The 22,433-nt window shown below is 52.9% G+C and carries 23 protein-coding genes; 5 read left to right on the top strand and 18 right to left on the bottom strand.

The window, feature by feature from the left end; translation table 11 throughout:
- Positions 1–61 precede the first annotated feature (61 nt).
- From JGF26_RS20600 to JGF26_RS20585, 4 genes are all read left to right on the top strand, one after another.
- Positions 62–1,237, top strand: coding sequence for an MFS transporter (locus JGF26_RS20600; RefSeq protein ID WP_129324383.1), 1,176 nt, complete (start codon positions 62–64; stop codon positions 1,235–1,237).
- On the top strand, positions 1,206–2,177 hold the full coding sequence (gene yidZ / locus JGF26_RS20595) for an HTH-type transcriptional regulator YidZ (protein WP_028017775.1): 972 nt from the start codon (positions 1,206–1,208) through the stop codon (positions 2,175–2,177). The genes JGF26_RS20600 and yidZ overlap by 32 nt, the downstream gene beginning before the upstream one ends.
- Positions 2,178–2,299: 122 nt before the next feature.
- Positions 2,300–3,046 (top strand): 4'-phosphopantetheinyl transferase, encoded by a 747-nt coding sequence (locus tag JGF26_RS20590; protein WP_028017774.1) that lies wholly within the window; start codon positions 2,300–2,302, stop codon positions 3,044–3,046.
- Between the two features lie 36 nt (positions 3,047–3,082).
- On the top strand, positions 3,083–3,649 hold the full coding sequence (locus tag JGF26_RS20585; protein ID WP_134708664.1) for an NADPH-dependent FMN reductase: 567 nt from the start codon (positions 3,083–3,085) through the stop codon (positions 3,647–3,649).
- A 62-nt stretch (positions 3,650–3,711) separates the two neighbouring features.
- Here JGF26_RS20585 and adeP read toward each other — a convergent pair whose 3' ends face one another.
- Positions 3,712–5,049: an adenine permease AdeP gene (adeP, locus tag JGF26_RS20580; RefSeq protein WP_028017772.1), complete on the bottom strand. Its 1,338-nt coding sequence runs from the start codon at positions 5,047–5,049 to the stop codon at positions 3,712–3,714.
- A 166-nt stretch (positions 5,050–5,215) separates the two neighbouring features.
- Between adeP and yieH the strand changes: the two genes are divergently transcribed.
- Positions 5,216–5,881 carry a 6-phosphogluconate phosphatase gene (gene yieH / locus JGF26_RS20575; RefSeq protein ID WP_129994685.1) on the top strand — a complete coding sequence of 222 codons (666 nt, stop codon included), beginning with the start codon at positions 5,216–5,218 and terminating at the stop codon, positions 5,879–5,881.
- Between the two features lie 44 nt (positions 5,882–5,925).
- Here yieH and phoU read toward each other — a convergent pair whose 3' ends face one another.
- From phoU to rsmG, 17 genes are all read right to left on the bottom strand, one after another.
- On the bottom strand, positions 5,926–6,651 hold the full coding sequence (gene phoU / locus JGF26_RS20570; protein WP_008500182.1) for a phosphate signaling complex protein PhoU: 726 nt from the start codon (positions 6,649–6,651) through the stop codon (positions 5,926–5,928).
- Between the two features lie 13 nt (positions 6,652–6,664).
- On the bottom strand, positions 6,665–7,438 hold the full coding sequence (pstB, locus tag JGF26_RS20565) for a phosphate ABC transporter ATP-binding protein PstB (protein WP_028017770.1): 774 nt from the start codon (positions 7,436–7,438) through the stop codon (positions 6,665–6,667).
- Between the two features lie 47 nt (positions 7,439–7,485).
- Complete coding sequence (pstA, locus tag JGF26_RS20560) at positions 7,486–8,376, bottom strand: phosphate ABC transporter permease PstA (protein WP_028017769.1); 891 nt, start codon at positions 8,374–8,376, stop codon at positions 7,486–7,488.
- Entirely contained in the window at positions 8,376–9,335 is a 960-nt protein-coding gene (pstC, locus tag JGF26_RS20555; RefSeq protein WP_028017768.1) for a phosphate ABC transporter permease PstC, read from the bottom strand. Before pstC ends, pstA begins: the two co-directional genes overlap by 1 nt.
- An 81-nt stretch (positions 9,336–9,416) precedes the next feature.
- Positions 9,417–10,457, bottom strand: a complete 1,041-nt coding sequence (pstS, locus tag JGF26_RS20550) for a phosphate ABC transporter substrate-binding protein PstS (RefSeq protein WP_028017767.1) — start codon at positions 10,455–10,457, stop codon at positions 9,417–9,419.
- A 321-nt stretch (positions 10,458–10,778) separates the two neighbouring features.
- Positions 10,779–12,608: a glutamine--fructose-6-phosphate transaminase (isomerizing) gene (gene glmS / locus JGF26_RS20545; protein ID WP_048990817.1), complete on the bottom strand. Its 1,830-nt coding sequence runs from the start codon at positions 12,606–12,608 to the stop codon at positions 10,779–10,781.
- Positions 12,609–12,786: 178 nt separating this feature from the next.
- Positions 12,787–14,157, bottom strand: a complete 1,371-nt coding sequence (glmU, locus tag JGF26_RS20540) for a bifunctional UDP-N-acetylglucosamine diphosphorylase/glucosamine-1-phosphate N-acetyltransferase GlmU (RefSeq protein ID WP_128348462.1) — start codon at positions 14,155–14,157, stop codon at positions 12,787–12,789.
- Between the two features lie 138 nt (positions 14,158–14,295).
- Positions 14,296–14,715, bottom strand: a complete 420-nt coding sequence (locus tag JGF26_RS20535) for a F0F1 ATP synthase subunit epsilon (protein ID WP_006177560.1) — start codon at positions 14,713–14,715, stop codon at positions 14,296–14,298.
- 20 nt (positions 14,716–14,735) lie between these two features.
- On the bottom strand, positions 14,736–16,118 hold the full coding sequence (atpD, locus tag JGF26_RS20530) for a F0F1 ATP synthase subunit beta (protein ID WP_003862362.1): 1,383 nt from the start codon (positions 16,116–16,118) through the stop codon (positions 14,736–14,738).
- Positions 16,119–16,149: 31 nt separating this feature from the next.
- Complete coding sequence (gene atpG, locus JGF26_RS20525; protein ID WP_023333921.1) at positions 16,150–17,013, bottom strand: F0F1 ATP synthase subunit gamma; 864 nt, start codon at positions 17,011–17,013, stop codon at positions 16,150–16,152.
- 51 nt (positions 17,014–17,064) lie between these two features.
- Positions 17,065–18,606, bottom strand: a complete 1,542-nt coding sequence (gene atpA / locus JGF26_RS20520; RefSeq protein WP_028017764.1) for a F0F1 ATP synthase subunit alpha — start codon at positions 18,604–18,606, stop codon at positions 17,065–17,067.
- Between the two features lie 12 nt (positions 18,607–18,618).
- Positions 18,619–19,152 carry a F0F1 ATP synthase subunit delta gene (gene atpH, locus JGF26_RS20515; protein ID WP_028017763.1) on the bottom strand — a complete coding sequence of 178 codons (534 nt, stop codon included), beginning with the start codon at positions 19,150–19,152 and terminating at the stop codon, positions 18,619–18,621.
- A 14-nt stretch (positions 19,153–19,166) separates the two neighbouring features.
- The gene (atpF, locus tag JGF26_RS20510; RefSeq protein WP_003862370.1) at positions 19,167–19,637 is read right to left on the bottom strand and encodes a F0F1 ATP synthase subunit B; all 471 of its coding nucleotides are present in this window, start codon (positions 19,635–19,637) and stop codon (positions 19,167–19,169) included.
- Positions 19,638–19,685: 48 nt separating this feature from the next.
- Positions 19,686–19,925, bottom strand: coding sequence for a F0F1 ATP synthase subunit C (atpE, locus tag JGF26_RS20505; protein ID WP_000429386.1), 240 nt, complete (start codon positions 19,923–19,925; stop codon positions 19,686–19,688).
- 49 nt (positions 19,926–19,974) lie between these two features.
- Positions 19,975–20,790: a F0F1 ATP synthase subunit A gene (gene atpB, locus JGF26_RS20500; protein WP_028017762.1), complete on the bottom strand. Its 816-nt coding sequence runs from the start codon at positions 20,788–20,790 to the stop codon at positions 19,975–19,977.
- Positions 20,791–20,798: 8 nt separating this feature from the next.
- The gene (gene atpI, locus JGF26_RS20495; RefSeq protein ID WP_008500194.1) at positions 20,799–21,179 is read right to left on the bottom strand and encodes a F0F1 ATP synthase subunit I; all 381 of its coding nucleotides are present in this window, start codon (positions 21,177–21,179) and stop codon (positions 20,799–20,801) included.
- 616 nt (positions 21,180–21,795) lie between these two features.
- The gene (rsmG, locus tag JGF26_RS20490) at positions 21,796–22,419 is read right to left on the bottom strand and encodes a 16S rRNA (guanine(527)-N(7))-methyltransferase RsmG (protein WP_108089275.1); all 624 of its coding nucleotides are present in this window, start codon (positions 22,417–22,419) and stop codon (positions 21,796–21,798) included.
- Positions 22,420–22,433: the final 14 nt, after the last annotated feature.

Genomic DNA, 22,433 nt, shown 5'->3' with positions numbered 1-22,433 from the left:
TGGCAACTCGCCTAATCCCTTCTCACCCCCTATCCTGCATGCCTGCATCTATGGGGGTTTTATGGCGCGTTTTCTGTTTTGTAGTTTCGCATTAGTTCTGCTTTATCCGTCTGGCATTGATATGTATCTGGTGGGATTACCGCACATCGCCCGCGATCTGGGTGCCAGTGAAGCTCAGTTGCACATCGCGTTTTCGGCCTACCTCGCGGGAATGGCGTCATCAATGGTGTTTGCCGGGAAGGTCGCAGATAAGGCTGGTCGCCAACCCGTCGCCATAACGGGAGCCATCATCTTTGCGTTGGCTTCCGTGCTCTGTTCACTGGCGCAGGATAGTGCCCTGTTCCTGGCAGGCCGTTTTATCCAGGGCATCGGGGCGGGCGGCTGCTACGTGGTGGCTTTCGCAATTTTACGCGACACATTAAGCGCCCAACGCCGCGCCAAAGTGCTCTCTATGCTCAACGGCATCACCTGTATTATTCCGGTGTTGGCTCCGGTTGTTGGTTATCTGATCATGTTGAAATTCCCGTGGCAGAGCCTTTTCTGGACGATGGCAGCAATGGGGGGGCTGGTCTTTGTGTTGTCCATTTCCGTGCTAAGAGAAACTCACCCAGGTTCGCAAAGTACGGCACACTCAGCAACGATTCACCCAGCCGAGAAGCTGCTTAACCGTTTTTTCCTCAGTCGTCTGGCCGTAACCACGTTAAGCGTGGCGGTGATCCTGACCTATGTAAACGTTTCCCCGGTTTTACTGATGGAGACCATGGGCTTCGATCGGGGTGAGTATTCAACAGTGATGGCATTAACCGCGATGGTCAGTATGGCCGTCTCGTTTTCCACCCCCTTTGCGCTAAATATTTTCAGCCAGCGCACGTTGATGCTGACCTCACAGGTGTTATTTCTCGCAGCAGGCGTGATTCTGGCAACCACCAGCTCACATGTGGTGATGCTGGTAGGCATTACCCTCATTTGCGCCGGATTCTCGGTTGGCTTTGGCGTGGCGATGAGCCAGGCGCTCGGCCCGTTCTCACTACGGGCAGGCGTGGCAAGCTCCGTGCTGGGTATCGCTCAGGTCTGTGGCTCGTCCCTGTGGATTTGGCTGGCAGCGGTAATCGGACTTAATGCGCTCAATATGCTGATCGGGATTCTGATTGGCTGTAGCATGGTCTGTATTACCTTACTTATGCTCATCCAGCCCGCGGCAAATTATGAAGAAGCCCATCAGCAGTCTCGATCTTAACCTGTTGCTGTGCCTGCAGCTGTTGCTGCAGGAGCGTAGCGTCACCAAAGCGGCGAAGCGGATGAACGTGACGCCGTCCGCGGTGAGTAAATCACTGGCCAAGCTGCGCGACTGGTTCGACGACCCGCTGTTTGTCAAAACGCCTTTAGGGTTGCTGCCGACGCCACTTACGGTAAGCCTGGAGCAGGATCTGGCCGACTGGATGCAAATCGGCAACCAGATCCTCGATAAATTCCACCATGACGCGCCAGGCGGGCTGACGTTCGTGCTGGCCGCCGAAACGCCATTGATGCTGATCCGCTTTAACGCCCTGCTGGAGCAGGTGAACCAGCGCTATCCGCAGGCTACGGTGAAGATGCGTCACTGGGATTACGACTCTCTGGACGCCATTACGCGTGGGGAAGTGGATCTTGGCTTCACCGGTCGCGAAACACATCCACGTTCCCGCGAACTGCTGAAGCTGTTGCCGTGGTTTATCGACTACGAAATCCTGTTTAGTGACCGTCCGTGTGTTTATCTACGCGAGGATCACCCGGCACTCCAGGAAGAGTGGAACCTGGAGACCTTCCTGCGCTACCCACATATCAGTATCTTCTGGGAGCGCAGCGACACCTGGGCGCTTGATGAGGTGCTAAAGGAAATGGGACGTGAGCGCAATATCGCCATGTGCCTGCCGGGTTTCGAACAGGCGATGTTTATGGCGGCGCAGCCTGGCCATAATTATATCGCTACGGCTCCCCACTACTGCCACCACTACAATGAACTCCACCAGCGGAAGCTGATCGCGCTTCCTATTCCGATTGACGAAGCGCAGGCTGAAAAGTTGACCGTCCCCTTCACCCTGATCTGGCATAAACGGAACAGCCATAATCCGAAAATTCTCTGGTTGAGAGAGACTATCAAGGCGTTGTACGGTGGCAGCGATCCAATTTTTACCTAAGAAAATGTAAAGTTCGGTCCTCAGGCTTCTCTTACTCCCATTTACTGATTAAAACAGGAGTGAAGTTAAGCGATAATCATGTAACCGTTTAACCGATTACGACCATTATCAAGGAGCGAAAAATGGCAACGCACTTTGCAAGAGGGATACTTACAGAAGGACGCCTCGTATCGGCACGAATTTCTTCAGCCTGTCACAGTGAAGCACGCAAACTCCCGGAACACCGCAGGACGCGTTTTTTAGCGTCCAGAGCGCTTCTCGCAGAGCTGTTGTTTATGTTGTACGGCACCAGTGAACTGCCGGATATCATCACCCAACCTGAAGGCCGCCCGGTTTTTGCTAACCCGGATCTCCCCCGTTTTTCCATTGCCTATACGGGAAATATCATTGGGGTAGCACTCACCACCGAAGGGAATTGTGGGCTGGATATGGAACTTCAGCGCGCAACCCGGGGCATCCACGGCGCGAACCCACACGATGATTACCCGCTCTCCAGCAATGAAAAGCTGTGGGTGCGTAATCAGAACGATCCCAACGAGGCCAGAGCTCAGCTCATCACCCTACGCCAGAGCATTCGAAAGCTCTGTGGATGCGCCTCAGACGACGCCAGTATGCTGCAGCTGCTGCCAGGTTCCGGACGTCTTCGAGCCACCCAAGCTACGCTGGTAGAAGCGCTCAGTGACGCAGAGGATGTCCTCATTTGGTCCATTGCGGTTACCCCCGCTATCGAACGCATGAAAATCTGGGAATTTGACAGTCAACAGGGATGGCGTAGCCTTCCTGATGTGCCCGAACGCGCCAACGAGCCCGCCGCACGCCTGATGCGTTTAACCAGTTTACCGGCAGAAAAAGCATACACTCTTAGCTGATCCATTCAGGGTCATCATGATGAAACAGGAGTAATCATGTCTGATACGTTAAAAGTCGTTACGTTACTGGGAAGCCTGCGCAAAGGTTCATTTAATGGGATGGTTGCCCGCACGCTGCCACAGCTGGCACCGGCAGGTATGGAGATTAGTGCCCTTCCATCTATTGGTGACATCCCGCTCTATGATGCAGATATCCAGCAGGAAGAAGGGTTCCCGCAGAGCGTTGAGGCGCTGGCGGCGCAAATCCGTCAGGCCGATGGTGTGGTTATTGTCACACCAGAGTATAACTACTCCGTTCCTGGCGGTCTGAAAAATGCCATTGACTGGTTATCCCGCCTCCCTGAGCAGCCTCTTTCAGGTAAACCCGTGCTGATCCAGACCAGTTCTATGGGTGCCATTGGCGGCGCGCGCTGCCAGTATCACCTGCGCCAGATTCTGGTGTTCCTGGATGCGATGGTGATGAACAAGCCGGAGTTTATGGGCGGAGTGATTCAGAACAAGGTCGACCCGCAGACGGGTGAAGTGGTGGATCAGAGCACGCGTGACCATCTGTCTGGTCAGCTGACTGCGTTTGGCGATTATATTAAGCGGGTGAAGGCTTAAGCTTATTGCGGCCTGATGCCCTCACCCTGACCCTCTCCCGCAGGGAGAGGGAACAAACATGTTTATTTCGCGTCAATAAACACAATCTTCAGCACAAACAGCAGCGCGACAACGATGACGCATGGGCTGAGGTCGCGGAAGCGACCGGTACCGATCTTCATTACGCAGTAAGAGATAAAGCCCAGCGCGATACCTTCGGTAATCGAGAAGCTGAACGGCATCATCACGGCGGTAATAAACGCTGGCACCGCTTCGGTTAAGTCATCCCACTTCACGCGTGACAGGCTGGAGGTCATCAGCACACCTACGTAGATCAGCGCGCCGGCTGCCGCATACGGTGGAACCATTCCCGCCAGCGGCGAAAGGAAGATCACCAGCAGGAACAGGATACCCACCACGACCGCCGTCAGACCAGTACGGCCTCCCACAGAAACACCGGAAGAGGATTCAATATAAGCGGTAACAGAAGAGGTACCGATAAAGGAGCCCGCAACAGACGAGATGCTGTCAACGAACAGCGCCTGCTTCATGCGTGGGAACTTCCCTTTCTCATCGGCCAGACCTGCTTTGTCGGTCACGCCAATCAGGGTACCGGAGGAGTCGAACAGGTTTACCAGCATAAAGGAGAAAATCACGCCCGCCAGGCCCAGGTTCAGGGAACCCGCCAGATCAACGTGACCAATAACGGTGGAAACACTCGGTGGCGCAGAAACGATACCGTTGTAGTGAACGTCACCCAGCAGCCAGCCCAGCAGCGTGGTCACCACGATGGATACCAGCACCGCCGCATGAATATTGCGGGAAGCCAGGATCGCGATGATAAAGAAGCCCAGCACGCCCAGCAGCACGTTGTGAGAGGTCAGGTGACCGATGCTTACCAGCGTATCCGGGTTAGCCACGATAACGCCGGCGTTTTTCAGCCCCATCATACCGATGAACAGACCAATACCGCTGGTAATGCCCACGCGCAGGCTCACAGGAATGTTGGCAATCATCCAGTAACGTACGCGGAAAATAGTCAGCAACAGCAGACCAATAGCGCCCCAGAAGATAGCGCCCATGCCCACTTGCCACGGCAGGCCCATCGCCTGAACAACCACGAACGCGAAGAACGCGTTCAGGCCCATAGCCGGTGCCAGCGCAACCGGCAGGTTAGCGAACACACCCATCAGGATGCTGCCGAGAGCCGCAATCAGACAGGTGGTCACGAAGACGGCGCTGGTATCCATGCCAGCAACGCCCAGAATTTGTGGGTTAACAAAAACGATATAGACCATCGTCAGGAAGGTGGTGAAACCGGCGATCACTTCGGTGCGTGCCGTTGTGCCGTGCTCGCGCAGTTTAAACACGCGCTCAAGCAGACCCTGACCAGATGCCTGGGTAGTGTGTTGTTGACTCATCATCAATTTCCGAACAAGGAGGGAAAATTCGTCGCTATCCTATACCAAAATGCGACAATAAGGGCGGTTATAGGGTACTTTTTTTCATTGAATTTGCTTATACGGCAACGATTGCGTGTCGTAAAACCACACCACGTAAACGTTAAACTTGTTAAAAGGGAAAGACATGTCCGGAATTGAGGCGGTATTTTTCGACTGCGACGGTACGCTTGTCGACAGTGAGGTCATTTGTTCCCGTGCGTATGTCGCCATGTTCCAGGAATTTGGTATTACGCTCGATCTCGAAGAGGTGTTCAAACGCTTTAAAGGCGTAAAACTGTACGAGATTATCGACATCATTAACGACGAGCACGGTGTGGATCTGCCGAAAGGGGATCTCGAGCCGGTTTACCGCGCCGAGGTCGCACGCCTGTTTGATTCCGAACTGGAGGTCATCGCCGGGGCGAATGCGCTTCTGGATGCGATGACGGTGCCAATCTGTGTGGTATCCAATGGCCCGGTCAGCAAAATGCAGCACTCGCTGGGGAAACTGGAGATGTTGCATCATTTCCCGGAAAAACTGTTCAGCGGCTACGATATTCAACGCTGGAAGCCCGATCCGGCGCTGATGTTCCATGCGGCCAACGCGATGAACGTTAACGTAGAAAACTGCATTCTGGTGGATGACTCGTCTGCGGGCGCGCAGTCAGGGATTGATGCGGGAATGGAAGTGTTTTACTTCTGCGCCGATCCGCACAACAAACCGATCGATCATCCAAAAGTGACGACCTTTACCGATCTGGCGCAGTTGCCAGCATTGTGGAAGGCGCGCGGGTGGGATATTACGCGTTAAGTTAACGTAGGGCGGGTAAGCGCTAGCGCCACCCGCCTCAGGTATTACTCTTTCGGATCTTTACCCGCCAGCAGCTTGTCCAGCTCATCACCGCCCACATGACGGAAGTCCTGACCCTTCACGAAGTAGAAGATGTATTCGCAAATGTTCTGGCAACGGTCACCGATACGCTCAATGGAGCGCGCGCAGAACAGGGCAGTCAGTACGCTTGGGATCGTACGTGAATCTTCCATCATGTAGGTCATCAGCTGACGCACGATGCCTTCGTATTCCTGGTCGACTTTCTTGTCTTCACGGTAAATACGTACCGCTTCGTCCAGATCCATACGCGCAAAGGCATCCAGCACGTCATGCAGCATCTGCACGGTGTGACGACCCAGCGACTCCAGGCTCACCAGCAGTGGCTGGTGCTGCTGAGAGAATTTCTCCAGCGCGGTGCGGCAGATTTTATCCGCCACGTCACCAATACGTTCCAGCTCGGCGATGGTTTTGATAATCGCCATCACCAGGCGCAGGTCGCTCGCTGTTGGCTGACGCTTGGCGATAATACGAACGCAGGCCTCGTCGATAGCGACTTCCATCATGTTGACGTTTTTGTCGCCTTCAATGACGCGCTTCGCCAGCTCGCTGTCCTGGTTGTGCATTGCCGTGATCGCATCGGAAAGCTGCTGCTCAACCATGCCACCCATGGTCATGACCTGCGTGCGAATGCTTTCCAGCTCTGCGTTGAACTGGCCTGAAATGTGTTTATTAAGATTAAGGTTGTCCATGGTTCACTCCAAATCAACCGTAGCGGCCAGTAATATAATCTTCAGTTTGCTTTTTAGCGGGTCTGGTGAACAGCGCATCCGTATCGCTGAACTCAATCAACTCGCCCAGGTACATAAACGCCGTGTAATCGGAACAACGTGCAGCCTGCTGCATGTTGTGGGTCACGATAACCACGGTGTAATCCTGCTTCAGCTCGGTGATCAACTCTTCAATACGACCGGTTGAGATCGGGTCCAGCGCTGAACACGGTTCATCCAGCAGCAACACTTCCGGGCGAATGGCGATACCACGCGCAATGCACAGACGCTGCTGCTGACCACCGGAGAGAGAGTACCCGCTCTGGTGCAACTTATCTTTGGTTTCGTTCCATAATGCGGCCTTGGTCAAAGCCCATTGCACACGCTCGTCCATATCGGTACGGGAGAGTTTTTCAAACAGGCGAACACCAAACGCAATGTTGTCATAAATGGACATCGGGAACGGCGTGGGTTTCTGGAACACCATCCCCACTTTTGCGCGCAGCAGAGCAATATCCTGAGCCTGGGTCAGAATGTTTTCGCCGTCCAGGATGATTTCACCTTCAGCGCGCTGCTCCGGATAGAGCGAATACATTTTATTAAAGGTACGCAGCAGCGTGGATTTACCACAGCCAGACGGACCGATGAATGCCGTAACCTGGTTCTTCGCGATATCCAGGTTGATATTCTTCAGGGCATGGAATTTGCCGTAGTAGAAGTTCAAATCACGAACCTGAATCTTACCCGGGGCAGTATCAACCATACTCATTGACTCATTTCCTCATTCGGCGCCGCGAGCTGCCGCGCCGTAAAAAATTAACCGTGTTTCTTCTTCGCGAAAATGACGCGCGCCAGAATGTTCAGCAACAGTACGCAAAGGGTAATGATCAGCACCCCGGCCCAGGCCAGTTGCTGCCATTCCGCGAATGGGCTCATCGCAAATTTAAAGATCGTCACCGGCAGGTTGGCGATCGGCTGCATCATGTCCGTGCTCCAGAACTGGTTGGAGAGGGAGGTGAACAGCAGCGGTGCCGTTTCACCCGCGATACGCGCAACCGCCAGCAGGATACCGGTCATGATCCCGGAGACTGACGCTTTCAGCGTAATCGCAGAGATCATCTTCCATTTCGGCGTTCCCAGTGCGTAAGCCGCTTCACGCAGGCTGTCCGGCACCAGTTTCAGCATGTTCTCGGTAGTACGAATGACGATAGGCACCTGCAACAGCGCCAGCGCAATCACACCCGCCCAGCCGGAGAAGTGTTCCATCTGTGCCACCACGACGGTGTAAACAAACAGACCCACCACGATAGACGGGGCTGAAAGCAGGATGTCATTGATGAAACGAATGACTTCCGCCAGCCAGGATTTACGACCGTACTCCGCAAGATAGATGCCTGCCATGATGCCCAGCGGCGTACCAAATACCGTTGCCCACAGGATCAGCAACCCGCTGCCCGCCAGGGCATTCGCCAGACCACCACCCGCCGTATTTGGCGGTGGCGTCATTTCGGTAAACAGCGCCAGCGACATCCCGTCAATCCCGCGCACAACCGTCGAGAAGAGGATCCAGACCAGCCAGAACAGGCCAAATGCCATGGTTCCCATTGAGAGCGTCAGCGCGATACGGTTTTTAAAACGGCGTCGGGCCTGCATTTTGCGGCGGGATTCCGCCAGTTCAGCGGTAGCTTGCATTTCGAGAGTTGCCATTAGCGTGCCCCCTCATTTTTAGCGAGGCGCATAATCATCAGCTTGGAGATCGCCAGAACAATGAAGGTGATCACGAACAGAATCAGCCCCAGCTCCATCAACGCTGCGACGTGCAGACCGGATTCCGCCTCAGCAAATTCATTCGCCAGTGCAGAGGTAATACTGTTACCCGGCATGAAGAGTGATGCGCTGTCGAGCTGGTAGGTGTTACCGATGATAAAGGTCACCGCCATGGTCTCACCCAGCGCACGTCCCAGACCCAGCATCACGCCGCCAATCACCCCATTTTTGGTGAACGGAAGGACAATGCGCCAGATAACTTCCCAGGTGGTACAGCCGATACCGTAGGCCGACTCTTTCATCATCACCGGCGTTTGTTCGAAGACATCGCGCATGACCGCCGCAATGTACGGAATAATCATGATGGCGAGGATCACACCAGCCGCCAGAATACCGATACCGAAAGCAGGGCCAGAGAACAGGGCACCCACAAACGGGATGGCAGAAAGTACATTACCCACGGGTTCCTGGAAGTACGTTGCGAACAGCGGCGCAAAGATAAACAGGCCCCACATGCCGTAAACGATACTCGGAATGGCCGCCAGCAGCTCGATGGCAATACCCAGCGGGCGTCGCAGCCAGCCCGGTGCCAGTTCCGTCAGGAACAGGGCAATACCAAAACTGACGGGAACCGCGATCAGCAGGGCGATGAACGAGGTCACCAGCGTACCGTAAATCGGCACCAGCGCACCGTAGATATCGTTCGGCGCGTCCCACTCTTTGGTCCACAGGAAGGAGAAACCGAATTTCTGGATGCTCGGCCAGGAGGAGAAAATCAGAGACACAATAATGCCGCCCAGCAGCAATAGCACAATCAGCGCAGCCAGTTTTACCAGCGCGCTGAAAATCATGTCACCTTTTTTACCCGGAGGGTTAAATGCAGGCTTGGTTGCAGCCATAAATCACTCTTCTGTTAAACGCGTTTACGAAATCGGCGGGTAAGCGCAAGCGCCACCCGCCATTTTCGTCAGAATGCTAAATTAATACAATGCTTTACCGCTGCTGTCTTTTACGTTGGTTTTCCATGCAGCACGAATCTGCTCAACCACGTTTTCTGGCAGGGTAGCGTAATCCAGGGCATTAGCCTGTTTGCCGCCGTTTTTGTACGCCCAGTCGAAGAACTTCAGCACTTCGGCGCCCTGCTCAGGTTTCTTCTGCTCTTTGTGAACCAGGATGAAGGTGGTAGAGGTGATTGGCCATGCACCTTCGCCTTTCTGGTTAGTCAGATCCTGAGCGAAAGATTTGCTCCAGTCAGCGCCTTTTGCCGCGTTGGCAAAGTTCTCTTCGGTCGGGCTGACAGGTTTACCATCAGCAGAAACCAGTTTGGTGTAGGACAGATTGTTCTGTTTAGCGTAGGCGTATTCTACGTAACCGATAGAGCCCGGCAGACGCTGTACGAACGCGGCGATACCGTCGTTGCCTTTACCGCCCAGACCGGTTGGCCAGTTAACGGTAGAGCCAGAACCGACTTTAGATTTCCACTCTTCGTTCACTTTCGCCAGATAGCTGGTGAACACGAAAGAGGTACCAGAACCATCAGCGCGGCGAACCACAGCGATGTTCTGAGATGGCAGTTTCAGGCCAGGGTTGAGTTTGGCAATCGCCTCGTCATCCCATTTTTTGATTTTACCCAGGTAGATGTCACCCAGGGTTTTGCCGTCCAGCACCAGTTCACCAGACTTCACGCCCGGCAGGTTGATGGCCAGAACCACACCGCCGATCACGGTCGGGAACTGGAACAGACCTTCCTGAGCCAGTTTGTCATCAGACAGCGGAGCGTCTGATGCGCCGAAATCAACGGTATTAGCGGTAATTTGTTTAACGCCACCGGAGGAGCCGATACCCTGATAGTTAACCTTGTTACCGGTTTCTTTCTGGTAGGTATCCGCCCATTTGGCATACACCGGCGCAGGGAAGGTTGCACCAGCGCCAGTCAGGCTTGCTTCTGCAAATACAGAGAACGCGCTCAGAGATAAGGTCGCGGCGACAACAGTTGCGACAGTGGTACGCATAACTTTCATAATGTCTCCTGCAAGATTTTCGTAAATCGTTGTTTAGTGGCTACGATGAGCAAAATAGGACAAACAGGTGACAGATAAATGTACGAATTATGACAGTTTTATGACAATGGAAATTTCACTTAAAAACCAGCAGAAGAAAGCTTAATTTTCATCGTGTTAGCCACTTTTATGACAAGACGTTTTCAGAAATATTTTCTTTATGTGACACTGAAAAAAGTAGCTGAAGATGACAGATTGTCATAAATAAAAACGCAAAAGAGTTGATTAAAAACAAGCCAGGCGGGATAGAAAAGCTCCACCCGAAGGTGGAGCCTGAAGGGATTATTCTACGGTGACAGACTTCGCCAGGTTACGCGGCTGGTCAACGTCGGTGCCTTTGATCAGCGCAACGTGATAAGCCAGCAACTGCAGCGGAACGGTGTAGAAGATCGGTGCAATCACCTCTTCCACATGCGGCATCTCGATGATGTGCATGTTGTCATTGCTGACAAAACCGGCATCTTTGTCGGCGAAGACGTACAGAACACCACCGCGGGCGCGCACTTCTTCAATGTTAGATTTCAGTTTTTCCAGCAGTTCGTTGTTAGGAGCCACAACGATGACCGGCATATCGGCGTCAATCAGCGCCAGTGGGCCGTGTTTCAGCTCGCCTGCCGCATAGGCTTCCGCGTGAATGTAGGAGATCTCTTTCAGCTTCAGCGCGCCTTCCAGCGCAATCGGATACTGATCGCCACGACCCAGGAACAGGGCGTGATGCTTGTCGGAGAAATCTTCTGCCAGTGCTTCAATGCGTTTGTCCTGGGACAGCATCTGCTCAATACGGCTCGGCAGTGCCTGCAGGCCATGAACGATGTCATGCTCAACAGAGGCATCCTCGCCTTTCAGACGTGCCAGTTTCGCCACCAGCATCAACAGAACGGTCAGCTGAGTGGTAAACGCTTTAGTGGAAGCCACGCCAATTTCGGTACCCGCTTTGGTCATCAGCGCCAGATCGGATTCACGCACAAGCGATGAGCCAGGGACGTTACAGATGGCCAGAGAGCCAAGGTAGCCCAGCTCTTTAGACAAACGCAGCGCCGCCAGCGTATCCGCCGTTTCACCAGACTGGGAAAGGGTGATCATCAGGCTGTTACGACGTACAGCGGATTTGCGGTAGCGGAATTCAGACGCGATTTCCACATCACACGGCACGCCCGCCAGGGATTCAAACCAGTAACGAGAAACCATACCGGAGTTGTAGGAGGTACCGCAGGCCACGATCTGAATATGCTCAACCTTGCTGAGCAGTTCGTTCGCGTTTGCACCCAACTCGCTCAGATCCACCTCGCCGTGGCTAATACGCCCGGTAAGGGTGTTTTTGATGGCGTTTGGCTGCTCGTAAATCTCTTTCTGCATGTAGTGACGGTAAGCGCCTTTGTCGCCCGCGTCGTACTGCAGGTTAGATTCGATCTCCTGGCGTTTCACCTGCTCGCCTTTGGTATCGAATACGGTCACGCTGCGACGAGTCACTTCCGCAATATCACCCTCTTCCAGGAAGATAAAGCGACGGGTAACTGGCAGGAGCGCAAGCTGGTCAGAGGCGATAAAGTTTTCACCCATGCCCAGACCGATAACCATCGGGCTACCGGAACGTGCGGCCAGCAGCGTGGACGGATCGCGTGAGTCCATGATCACCGTGCCGTATGCACCGCGCAGCTGAGGGATAGCACGCAGAACTGCGTCACGCAGTGTACCGCCCTGCTCCAGCTCCCAGTGCACCAGGTGAGCAATCACTTCGGTGTCAGTTTCAGAGACGAAGGTATAGCCGCGCGCTTTCAGTTCTTCGCGCAGCGGTTCGTGGTTTTCGATAATGCCGTTGTGCACGACCACGATGTGTTCAGACACATGCGGGTGCGCGTTGCCTTCAGACGGTTCGCCGTGCGTCGCCCAGCGGGTGTGCGCAATACCGGTACCACCATGCAGCGGATGTTCTTCCGCGGCCTGGGCCAGCATCTGCACTTTACCGAGACGACGCAGACGGGTCATATGACCTTCTGCATCGACCACGGCCAGACCAGCAGAGTCATAGCCACGGTATTCCAGACGACGTAAACCTTCGAGAAGGATTTCAGCAATATCACGCTGCGCAACTGCGCCAACAATTCCACACATAGTTTTAGATTCCGAATTTAGGCATAACGCCTGCGTTGTCGCTGACCTGTATTTGCCCTTTCCGGGCACCCCGAGCCTTGTAGAGAGTGGGGTTATTTTTATGGGTACTGCTTGTGGGGGGAGGATTATGTTATCCCCTCACCCCGACCCTCTCCCCAAAGGGGCGAGGGTAAATCCGTTACTTTTTCTTCACCGGGCGTTTCCAGCCCTGCTTGTGCACCTGTGGCACACGGCTTAATACCAGCTCGTTATCGGCGATATCGCGCGTAACGGTTGTCCCGGCGGCAATCGTTACCCCGTTGCCCACGGTAACCGGTGCCACCAGCTGTGTATCGGAACCGACAAACACATCATCACCGATAATGGTTTTAAACTTGTTGGCACCGTCATAGTTGCAGGTGATTGTGCCTGCACCAATATTGACGTTATCGCCAATTTCCGCATCGCCCAGATAGGTCAAATGACCGGCTTTAGAGCCTTTACCCAGACGCGCTTTTTTCATCTCAACGAAGTTGCCAACATGGGCACCTTCCAGCAGCTCAGCGCCCGGGCGCAGACGCGCAAACGGTCCAATGGTGCACGCCGCTTCAAGATGCGCATCTTCCACCACGCTGTAAGGGCTGATTTCGCAATCGTCACCGATGACGCTGTTTTTGATCACGCAGCCAGCGCCAATTTTGACGCGATTGCCCAGAGTGACTTTGCCTTCAAAGATAACGTTAGTATCAATTTCAACGTCACGACCGTGAGATAGAGTTCCACGTAGATCGAAACGCGCCGGGTCACGCAGCATCACGCCTGCCAGCAACAGTTTTTCGGCCTGTTCGGACTGATAAACGCGCTCCAGACGGGAAAGCTGAAGGCGGTTATTCACCCCTTCGGTTTCGCTAATGCGTGCCGGATGTACCGCCGCAATCTCACGTCCTTCCTGATATGCCATCGCAATAATGTCGGTGATATAGTATTCACCCTGCGCATTGTTGTTGTTGAGCTTCGACAACCAGCGCTTCATATCCGCGCCATTGGCAATCAGGATACCGGTGTTGATCTCCTGAATCTGGCGCTGTTCGTCGCTGGCGTCTTTATGTTCAACAATCCCCGTTACGTTGCCGTTTTCACGGGTGATGCGGCCATAACCGGTTGGATCATCCAGCACGACGGTTAACAAACCGATGCCGCCCTGCGGTTTGGCTTCACGCAGGCGAGTTAGTGTTTCAACGGAGATCAGCGGAACATCGCCGTAGAGCATCAGAATATCTTCGTCATCGGCAAAGAACGGTGCTGCCTGCTGCATCGCGTGACCTGTACCCAGTTGTTCAGCCTGAAGCACCCAGTTGAGCTTGTCATCGCTCAGCGTCTTTTTAAGCAGATCGCCGCCGTGGCCGTAGACCAGGTGAACCTGACGGGCACCCAGTTCATTTGCTGCATCAATGACATGCTGCACCATTGGCTTTCCTGCCAGCGTGTGAAGCACTTTAGGCAGATCGGAATACATGCGGGTACCTTTGCCAGCGGCAAGGATCACCACGCTCATCGCACTGTTTGACATACGCATCCTGACGGTAGTTTGAGTGAGAAGTAAAAACGTTTGATGCCTAAAATTCTACATCTTTTTCATCATGAATTAAGGCCGAAAAAAAAAGCCAGCCTGGAACCCAGACTGGCTTTTGTGCTTTTCAAGCCGGTGTTACATCGCTTTTTTGGTCAACTCGATAACGCGCAGTTTCGCGATCGCTTTGGCCAGCTCCGCAGACGCCTGAGCGTAATCCACGTCACCATGAGAGCTGCTAATGTGCTCTTCAGCCTTACGCTTCGATTCCAGGGCTCGCGCTTCGTCGAGATCCTGGCCACGAATAGCGGTATCGGCCAGAACGGTCACACTGCCTGGCTGCACTTCGAGAATGCCGCCGGACAGATAGATAAACTCTTCGTGACCGAACTGTTTAACGATGCGGATCATACCAGGCTTAATGGCGGTGAGCAGCGGTGCGTGACCCGGGAAAATACCCAGTTCACCTTCACTACCCGTTACCTGGATTTTCTCGACCAGACCAGAGAACATTTGTTGCTCTGCGCTGACGACGTCCAGGTGGTAAGTCATTGCCATATCACCCTCCGATTAAGGCGTTAAAGTTTTTTGGCTTTTTCCACTGCTTCTTCGATGGAACCAACCATGTAGAACGCCTGCTCTGGCAGGTGATCGTATTCGCCTTCCATGATGCCTTTAAAGCCACGGATGGTGTCTTTCAGGGAAACGTATTTACCTGGAGAACCGGTGAATACTTCCGCAACGAAGAACGGCTGGGACAGGAAGCGCTGGATCTTACGCGCACGTGCTACCACCAGTTTGTCTTCTTCAGACAGTTCATCCATACCCAGGATGGCGATGATGTCTTTCAGTTCCTGGTAACGTTGCAGCAGGGACTGTACGCCACGCGCGGTGTCGTAGTGTTCCTGACCAACAACCAGTGGATCCAGCTGACGGCTGGTGGAGTCCAGCGGGTCAACGGCTGGGTAGATACCCAGAGACGCGATCTGACGGCTCAGTACCACGGTTGCATCAAGGTGCGCAAAGGTGGTTGCTGGTGATGGGTCAGTCAAGTCATCCGCAGGTACGTATACCGCCTGAACGGAGGTGATAGAACCGGTTTTGGTAGAGGTGATACGTTCCTGAAGAACACCCATCTCTTCCGCCAGAGTCGGCTGATAACCTACCGCTGAAGGCATACGACCCAGCAGTGCAGATACTTCCGTACCGGCCAGGGTGTAACGGTAGATGTTATCAACGAACAGCAGAACGTCACGGCCTTCGTCACGGAATTTCTCAGCCATAGTCAGACCGGTCAGCGCAACGCGCAGACGGTTTCCTGGTGGCTCGTTCATCTGGCCGTAAACCAGGGATACTTTGTCCAGAACGTTGGAGTCGGTCATTTCGTGGTAGAAGTCGTTACCCTCACGAGTACGTTCACCTACGCCCGCAAATACGGAGTAACCGGAGTGCTCGATCGCGATGTTACGGATCAGCTCCATCATGTTTACGGTTTTACCTACACCCGCACCACCGAACAGACCAACTTTACCGCCCTTCGCAAATGGACACATCAGGTCGATAACTTTGATGCCAGTTTCCAGCAGTTCCTGAGAGCTGGACAGCTCTTCGTAGGAAGGTGCCGCGCGGTGGATAGCCCAACGCTCTTCTTCACCGATGTCGCCTTTCATGTCGATTGGTTGACCCAATACGTTCATGATACGACCCAGCGTTGCTTTACCTACCGGGACTTCGATCGGATGCTCAAGGTCTTTAACTTCCAGACCACGACGCAGACCGTCGGAAGAACCCATCGCGATGGTACGCACGATACCGCCGCCGAGCTGCTGCTGAACTTCCAGCACCAGGCTCTCGTTACCATTCTGTACCTCAAGCGCGTCGTACACGCGTGGTACGGCGTCCTGAGGGAACTCGACGTCCACCACGGCGCCGATTACCTGGACAATCTTTCCAGTAGCCATCTTGAATCCTCTACGTAATTCGTAAACCTGGTTAAACCGCGGCGGCCCCCGAGACGATCTCGGTGAGTTCCTGAGTAATGCTGGCCTGACGAGCTTTGTTGTAAACCAACTGCAGCTCTTTAATCAGGCTGCCGCCATTATCGGTCGCGGCTTTCATCGCCACCATTCGTGCGGCCTGCTCGCTGGCCAGGTTTTCTACAACGCCCTGATAAACCTGAGATTCAACGTAACGACGCAGCAGGGTATCCAGCAGCGGTTTCGGATCGGGTTCATACAGGTAATCCCAGGCTTTGTGCTTCAGCTCATCATCTTCTGATGCCGGTAAAGGCAGCATCTGAGTGAGCGTTGGAACCTGAGACATGGTGTTAATGAATTTGTTGCTGACAACGTACAGTCTGTCCAGACGGCCTTCATCGTAGGCCTGCAACATCACTTTAACCGGGCCGATCAGTTCGGACAGGGACGGGTTATCACCCATACCGGTCACCTGAGCGACAATGTTGCCACCAACGGAGTTAAAGAAAGAGACGCCTTTAGAGCCGATCATTGCGATATCGCACTGAACGCCTTTTTCAGACCATGCTTTCATATCCGCCAGCAGTTTTTTGAACAGGTTAATGTTCAAGCCGCCACACAGACCACGGTCGGTCGACACCACCAGGTAGCCCACGCGCTTAACGTCGCGTTCTTCCAGGTAAGGGTGCTTATATTCCAGATTACCGTTTGCAAGGTGACCAATCACTTTGCGCATGGTTTCTGCATAAGGACGGCTGGCCGCCATGCGATCCTGCGATTTACGCATTTTGGAAGCGGCGACCATCTCCATCGCTTTAGTGATCTTTTGCGTGTTCTGGACGCTTGCGATCTTACTACGTATCTCTTTTGCGCCGGCCATGAGCTTCTCCTCAATGCCAGGCGGCTTGTCCTGAGACAAGCCGCCTGACGATTACCAGGATTGGGTTGCTTTGAAGGAATCGAGGATAGCTTTCAGCTTGCCTTCGATTTCGTCGTTATAGCCACCGGTCTGGTTGATCTCTTGCATCAGCGGAGCGTGATCACGGTCGACGTAAGCCAGCAGAGCGGCTTCGAAACTACCGATTTTCGCCAGTTCCACATCTTCGAGGTAACCGCGTTCAGCCGCGAACAGTACCAGGCCCTGCTGAGCAACAGACATTGGTGCGTACTGTTTCTGCTTCAGCAGCTCGGTCACTTTCTGACCGTGGCTCAGCTGTTTACGGGTTGCTTCGTCCAGATCGGATGCGAACTGAGAGAACGCAGCCAGTTCACGATACTGTGCCAGCGCGGTACGGATACCACCGGACAGTTTCTTGATGATCTTGGTCTGAGCAGCACCACCAACACGGGATACGGAGATACCCGGGTTAACCGCCGGACGAATACCGGAGTTAAACAGGTTGGTTTCCAGGAAGATCTGACCATCGGTAATGGAAATTACGTTGGTCGGAACGAACGCAGAAACGTCACCCGCCTGGGTTTCAATGATCGGCAGTGCGGTCAGAGAGCCCGTTTTACCCTTCACTTCACCTTTGGTGAAGTTCTCGACGTATTCCGCGTTAACGCGGGATGCACGCTCCAGCAGACGAGAGTGGAGGTAGAATACGTCGCCAGGGAACGCTTCACGTCCAGGTGGACGACGGAGCAGCAGGGAAACCTGACGATAAGCAACAGCCTGTTTAGACAGGTCATCGTATACGATCAGTGCATCTTCACCGCGGTCACGGAAGTATTCGCCCATTGCGCAACCCGCGTATGGCGCCAGGTATTGCAGTGCAGCAGATTCGGAAGCAGTTGCAACAACAACAATGGTGTTAGCCAGTGCGCCGTGCTCTTCCAGTTTACGAACCACGTTAGAAATGGTGGACGCTTTCTGGCCGATAGCCACGTACACGCATTTGATGCCGGAATCACGCTGGTTGATGATGGCGTCGATAGCCATCGCGGTTTTACCGGTCTGACGGTCACCGATGATCAGTTCACGCTGACCACGACCGATTGGGATCATGGCATCAACGGACTTATAACCTGTCTGAACAGGCTGATCTACGGACTGACGATCGATAACGCCTGGTGCGATAACTTCGATTGGGGAGAAGCCATCGTGCTCAACCGGACCTTTACCGTCGATTGGCGCACCCAGGGTGTTAACAACGCGACCCAGCAGGCCACGGCCAACCGGCACTTCCAGAATACGGCCAGTACACTTAACCTTCATGCCTTCGGCGAGGTCAGCGTATGGACCCATCACAACTGCACCTACGGAGTCGCGCTCCAGGTTCAGTGCGATAGCGTAACGGTTACCCGGCAGGGAAATCATCTCACCCTGCATACAATCGGCCAGGCCGTGAATGCGGATAACACCGTCACTTACAGAAACAATAGTACCTTCATTGTGAGCTTCGCTCACAACATTGAACTGAGCAATGCGCTGCTTGATCAGTTCGCTGATTTCGGTGGAATTCAGTTGCATGCTCCAGTCCCCTTAAGACTGCAAGACGTCTGCAAGGCGCTCAAGACGGCCGCGTACGCTGCCATCAATGACCATATCACCCGAACGGATGATTACGCCTGCCATTACAGACTTATCGATTTTGCAATTCAGCTTAACTTTGCGTGACAGACGTTTTTCCATCGCGGCGGTAATTTTCGCAAGCTGTTCATTACTCAGTTCAGTCGCAGAAGTTACTTCAACTTCAGCAGTAGCTTCACTAAGGGCACGTAAGTGCTCAAACTGCTCGAGAACATCCGGGAGCACACGGAGACGACCATTTTCTGCCATTACCTTAATCAGGTTCTGGCCGTTGGCATCCAGTTGCTCTCCGCACACGGCGATAAACGACGCGGCGAGAGTTTCAGGTGCTAACGCACCGGAAAGCAACTCGGCCATTTGTTCGTTTTTCGTCACCTCAGCGGCAAACGCCAGCATATTCTGCCAGCGATCGACATTTTGGTGTTCGATAGCAAAGTCAAAAGCTGCTTTGGCGTAGGGGCGAGCTACCGTAACAAATTCAGACATCAGCCCCTCCCTCCTTACAGTTCAGCGACAAGTTTGTCCACGATGTCGCTGTTAGCAGCTTCATCCACGGAACGTTCGATGATCTTCTCGGCGCCAGCAACAGCCAGAATCGCAACCTGCTTACGCAGTTCTTCACGAGCACGTTTACGCTCAGCTTCAATTTCAGCCTGAGCCTGTGTCACGATCTTAGTACGTTCCTGTTCTGCTTCAGCTTTGGCTTCGTCCAGGATCTGCGAACGGCGTTTGTTAGCCTGTTCGATGATAACCTGAGCTTCCGCTTTCGCTTTTTTCAGCTGGTCTGTCGCGTTGGCCTGTGCAAGGTCCAAATCTTTCTTAGCGCGTTCTGCAGAAGCCAGACCGTCAGCAATTTCTTTCTGACGTTTTTCGATGGCAGCCATTAAAGGCGGCCATACATACTTCATGCAGAACCAGACAAAGAGAATAAACGCGATGGCCTGGCCGAGGATTGTTGCGTTCATGTTCACAGCACAATACCTCTTTAATTTCTGTGGCTTAGGGTTTTAAAACAACTACTACGCGACAGCAAACATCACGTACAGACCCAGACCTACAGCGATCATTGGGATAGCATCCACCAGACCCATAACGATAAAGAACTGAGTACGCAGCAGAGGAATCAGATCAGGTTGACGCGCAGCGCCTTCCAGGAATTTGCCCCCGAGGATGCCGATACCGATCGCAGCACCGATAGCCGCCAGACCCATCATCACAGCGGCAGCCATGTACAGCAGATCCATATTCAGGTTTTCCATGACAGTCTCCAGTTTGTTTCAATTAAAACGTAGTAGTGTTGGTAAAAAATCAGTGCTCTTCAGACGCCATCGACAGATAGACGATCGTCAGAACCATGAAGATAAAGGCTTGCAGCGTAATGATCAGGATGTGGAAAATGGCCCATGGCACATTAAGAATCCACTGTGACCACCACGGCAGAAGACCCGCGATCAGAATGAAAATCAGCTCACCCGCATACATGTTGCCGAACAGTCGCAGACCCAGTGATACAGGTTTGGACAGCAGGCTAACGCCTTCCAGGATCAGGTTGACCGGAATAAACGCCCAGTGGTTGAACGGCTGCAAGGTAAGCTCTTTCACAAAGCCGCTTACGCCTTTCATTTTGATGCTGTAGAAAAGAATCAGGATAAACACGCCCAGCGCCATCGACAGGGTGATGTTCACGTCAGCAGACGGAACCACGCGCAGTGCAGGCAGACCGAGGACGTGTTCGCCAATCCACGGAATGAAATCGATAGGCAGAAGGTCCATCAGGTTCATCAGGAAGACCCAAACGAACACGGTCAGGGCCAGCGGAGCAATCAGCTTGCTCTTGCCATGGTACATGTCTTTGACGCTACCATGGACGAAGCCGATGATCATTTCGATGAACGTCTGGAATTTCCCTGGAACACCGCTGGTCGCTCTTTTAGCAACACCGCGGAACATGGCCAGGAACAGAAGACCCAAAACCACCGAGAAGAACATGGAGTCGATGTTGATCGTCCAGAAGGTGGCCGGGGGGTTATGTGGATCCACCAGCGAGAATGTACGCAAGTCCATCTGAAGGTTGCTCAGATGATGACTTATGTAATCCTGCGGCGTCATATTTTCTGAAGCCATGATGCCTTTTACCCTTTGTTATTGATTACAGCTGGAGCCAGAACTTGTACCACCAGCACCAAAACCCACGTAGCTATCAGCGGCATGAAGACCACTTTCAAAACCGCCAGCGCCATCACCAGTAGAGCAAAGGTCAGCAACACCTTACACACTTCGCCGAGGGCGAAGGACCAGGCCACGCGGCCTTTGGCGGGTGTATGCGCCTGATGACGCCAGGCAAAAATCATAAACAACACGTTTGGCAGTACAACCGCCAAACCCCCGCACACGGCGGAGATGCCCCAGAAGGGGTCTTTGAGGCTAAACAGCAGTCCACTTGCTATCACAGCCAGAAACTGAATGAACAGAAGCTTACGAGCAACGTTTCTACTCAAGAGCGACACAGACATCACGTTTTTACTCCTGCTCCCTTCGAGGTATGCCGCGTGTCGTATAAAACGTCCTTTAAGGCTCAGAGTCAAGCATCAAAAAGCGGTCAAATTATACGGTGCGCACCCGTGATTTCAAACATTAAGTAGCGAAAAGGTGAATAAATGTTTAAATATTTTTCCCCACCGCTATTTTTTAACTTTCTCAGAAAGCATCGACCTTCGACCAAAAGTGCAAACAGCGCGAAAACGTTGACAACAAAGCGTGCACGAGATCACAAAACACACATTTGCGATAAGGTTGTATTAATCAAAGGCGCAAATCGCTTAAATATATCTTTATGAAATCAAACACAAAATGTCGTAACTATTTTCAAAACAGCCCCGTACACAATAAAAACCTTTCATTGACATTCTTAATAAATAATTAACATTGCGTTCTGGTTTCTGCCTTCCATTTTTAGCAGACTTATATTTTCGCCATTGACTATCTTCATAGTGAAGAATAACGGTCAGGTTAACCATAAGAAAAACCTTAGTAAAAACGAGGTTAAAAGCTGTCTGGTAAAACCCAAGTAGTTGTGCTGTTTTTTAACATGGTAAGAACAGCACAAATTCCACATTTTTTATTAATTTTTTAAAAATTGTTTGGCTTAATTATCACCAGGTGACGTTCCCCATCGAGTTGAGGAACATTTAATTTCTCGATGGATTCAACAGCAAAACCATCCGGAAGCTGTTCAATCTCATCACCAGGCAACTGCCCTTTCAGCGCATAAAAACGGCCATTATCTGCAGGCAAGTGCTTACACCAGCTCACCATATCATTGAGCGAAGCAAACGCGCGGCTGATAACACCATCAAACGGTGGCTCCGCCGGGAACTCCTCTACCCTGCTCTGCACGGGCGTGATGTTCTCAAGCTTCAGCTCATGCTGTACCTGACGTAAAAAGCGTACGCGCTTGCCAAGGCTGTCCAGCAACGTGAACTGGCTCTCAGGACGAACAATCGACAGCGGAACGCCCGGTAGACCAGGGCCTGTCCCCACATCAATAAAGCGTTCACCTTTCAGATAAGGCGCAACCACAATGCTATCGAGAATATGGCGTACCAGCATCTCGTTGGGGTCTCGTACTGAGGTTAGGTTGTACGCTTTATTCCATTTGTTCAGCATATCGACGTAGGCCACCAGCTGATTTTTCTGGTGATCGGTGAGCGAAATACCTGCCTGATCCAGCAGACGAGAGAGTTTGTTGAGCACGGTGAATACCTGTT

The sequence above is a fragment of the Enterobacter sp. E1 genome, from assembly GCF_016809815.1.
GTDB lineage: Bacteria > Pseudomonadota > Gammaproteobacteria > Enterobacterales > Enterobacteriaceae > Enterobacter > Enterobacter adelaidei.
This window is presented reverse-complemented; position numbering and strand designations above follow the sequence as displayed.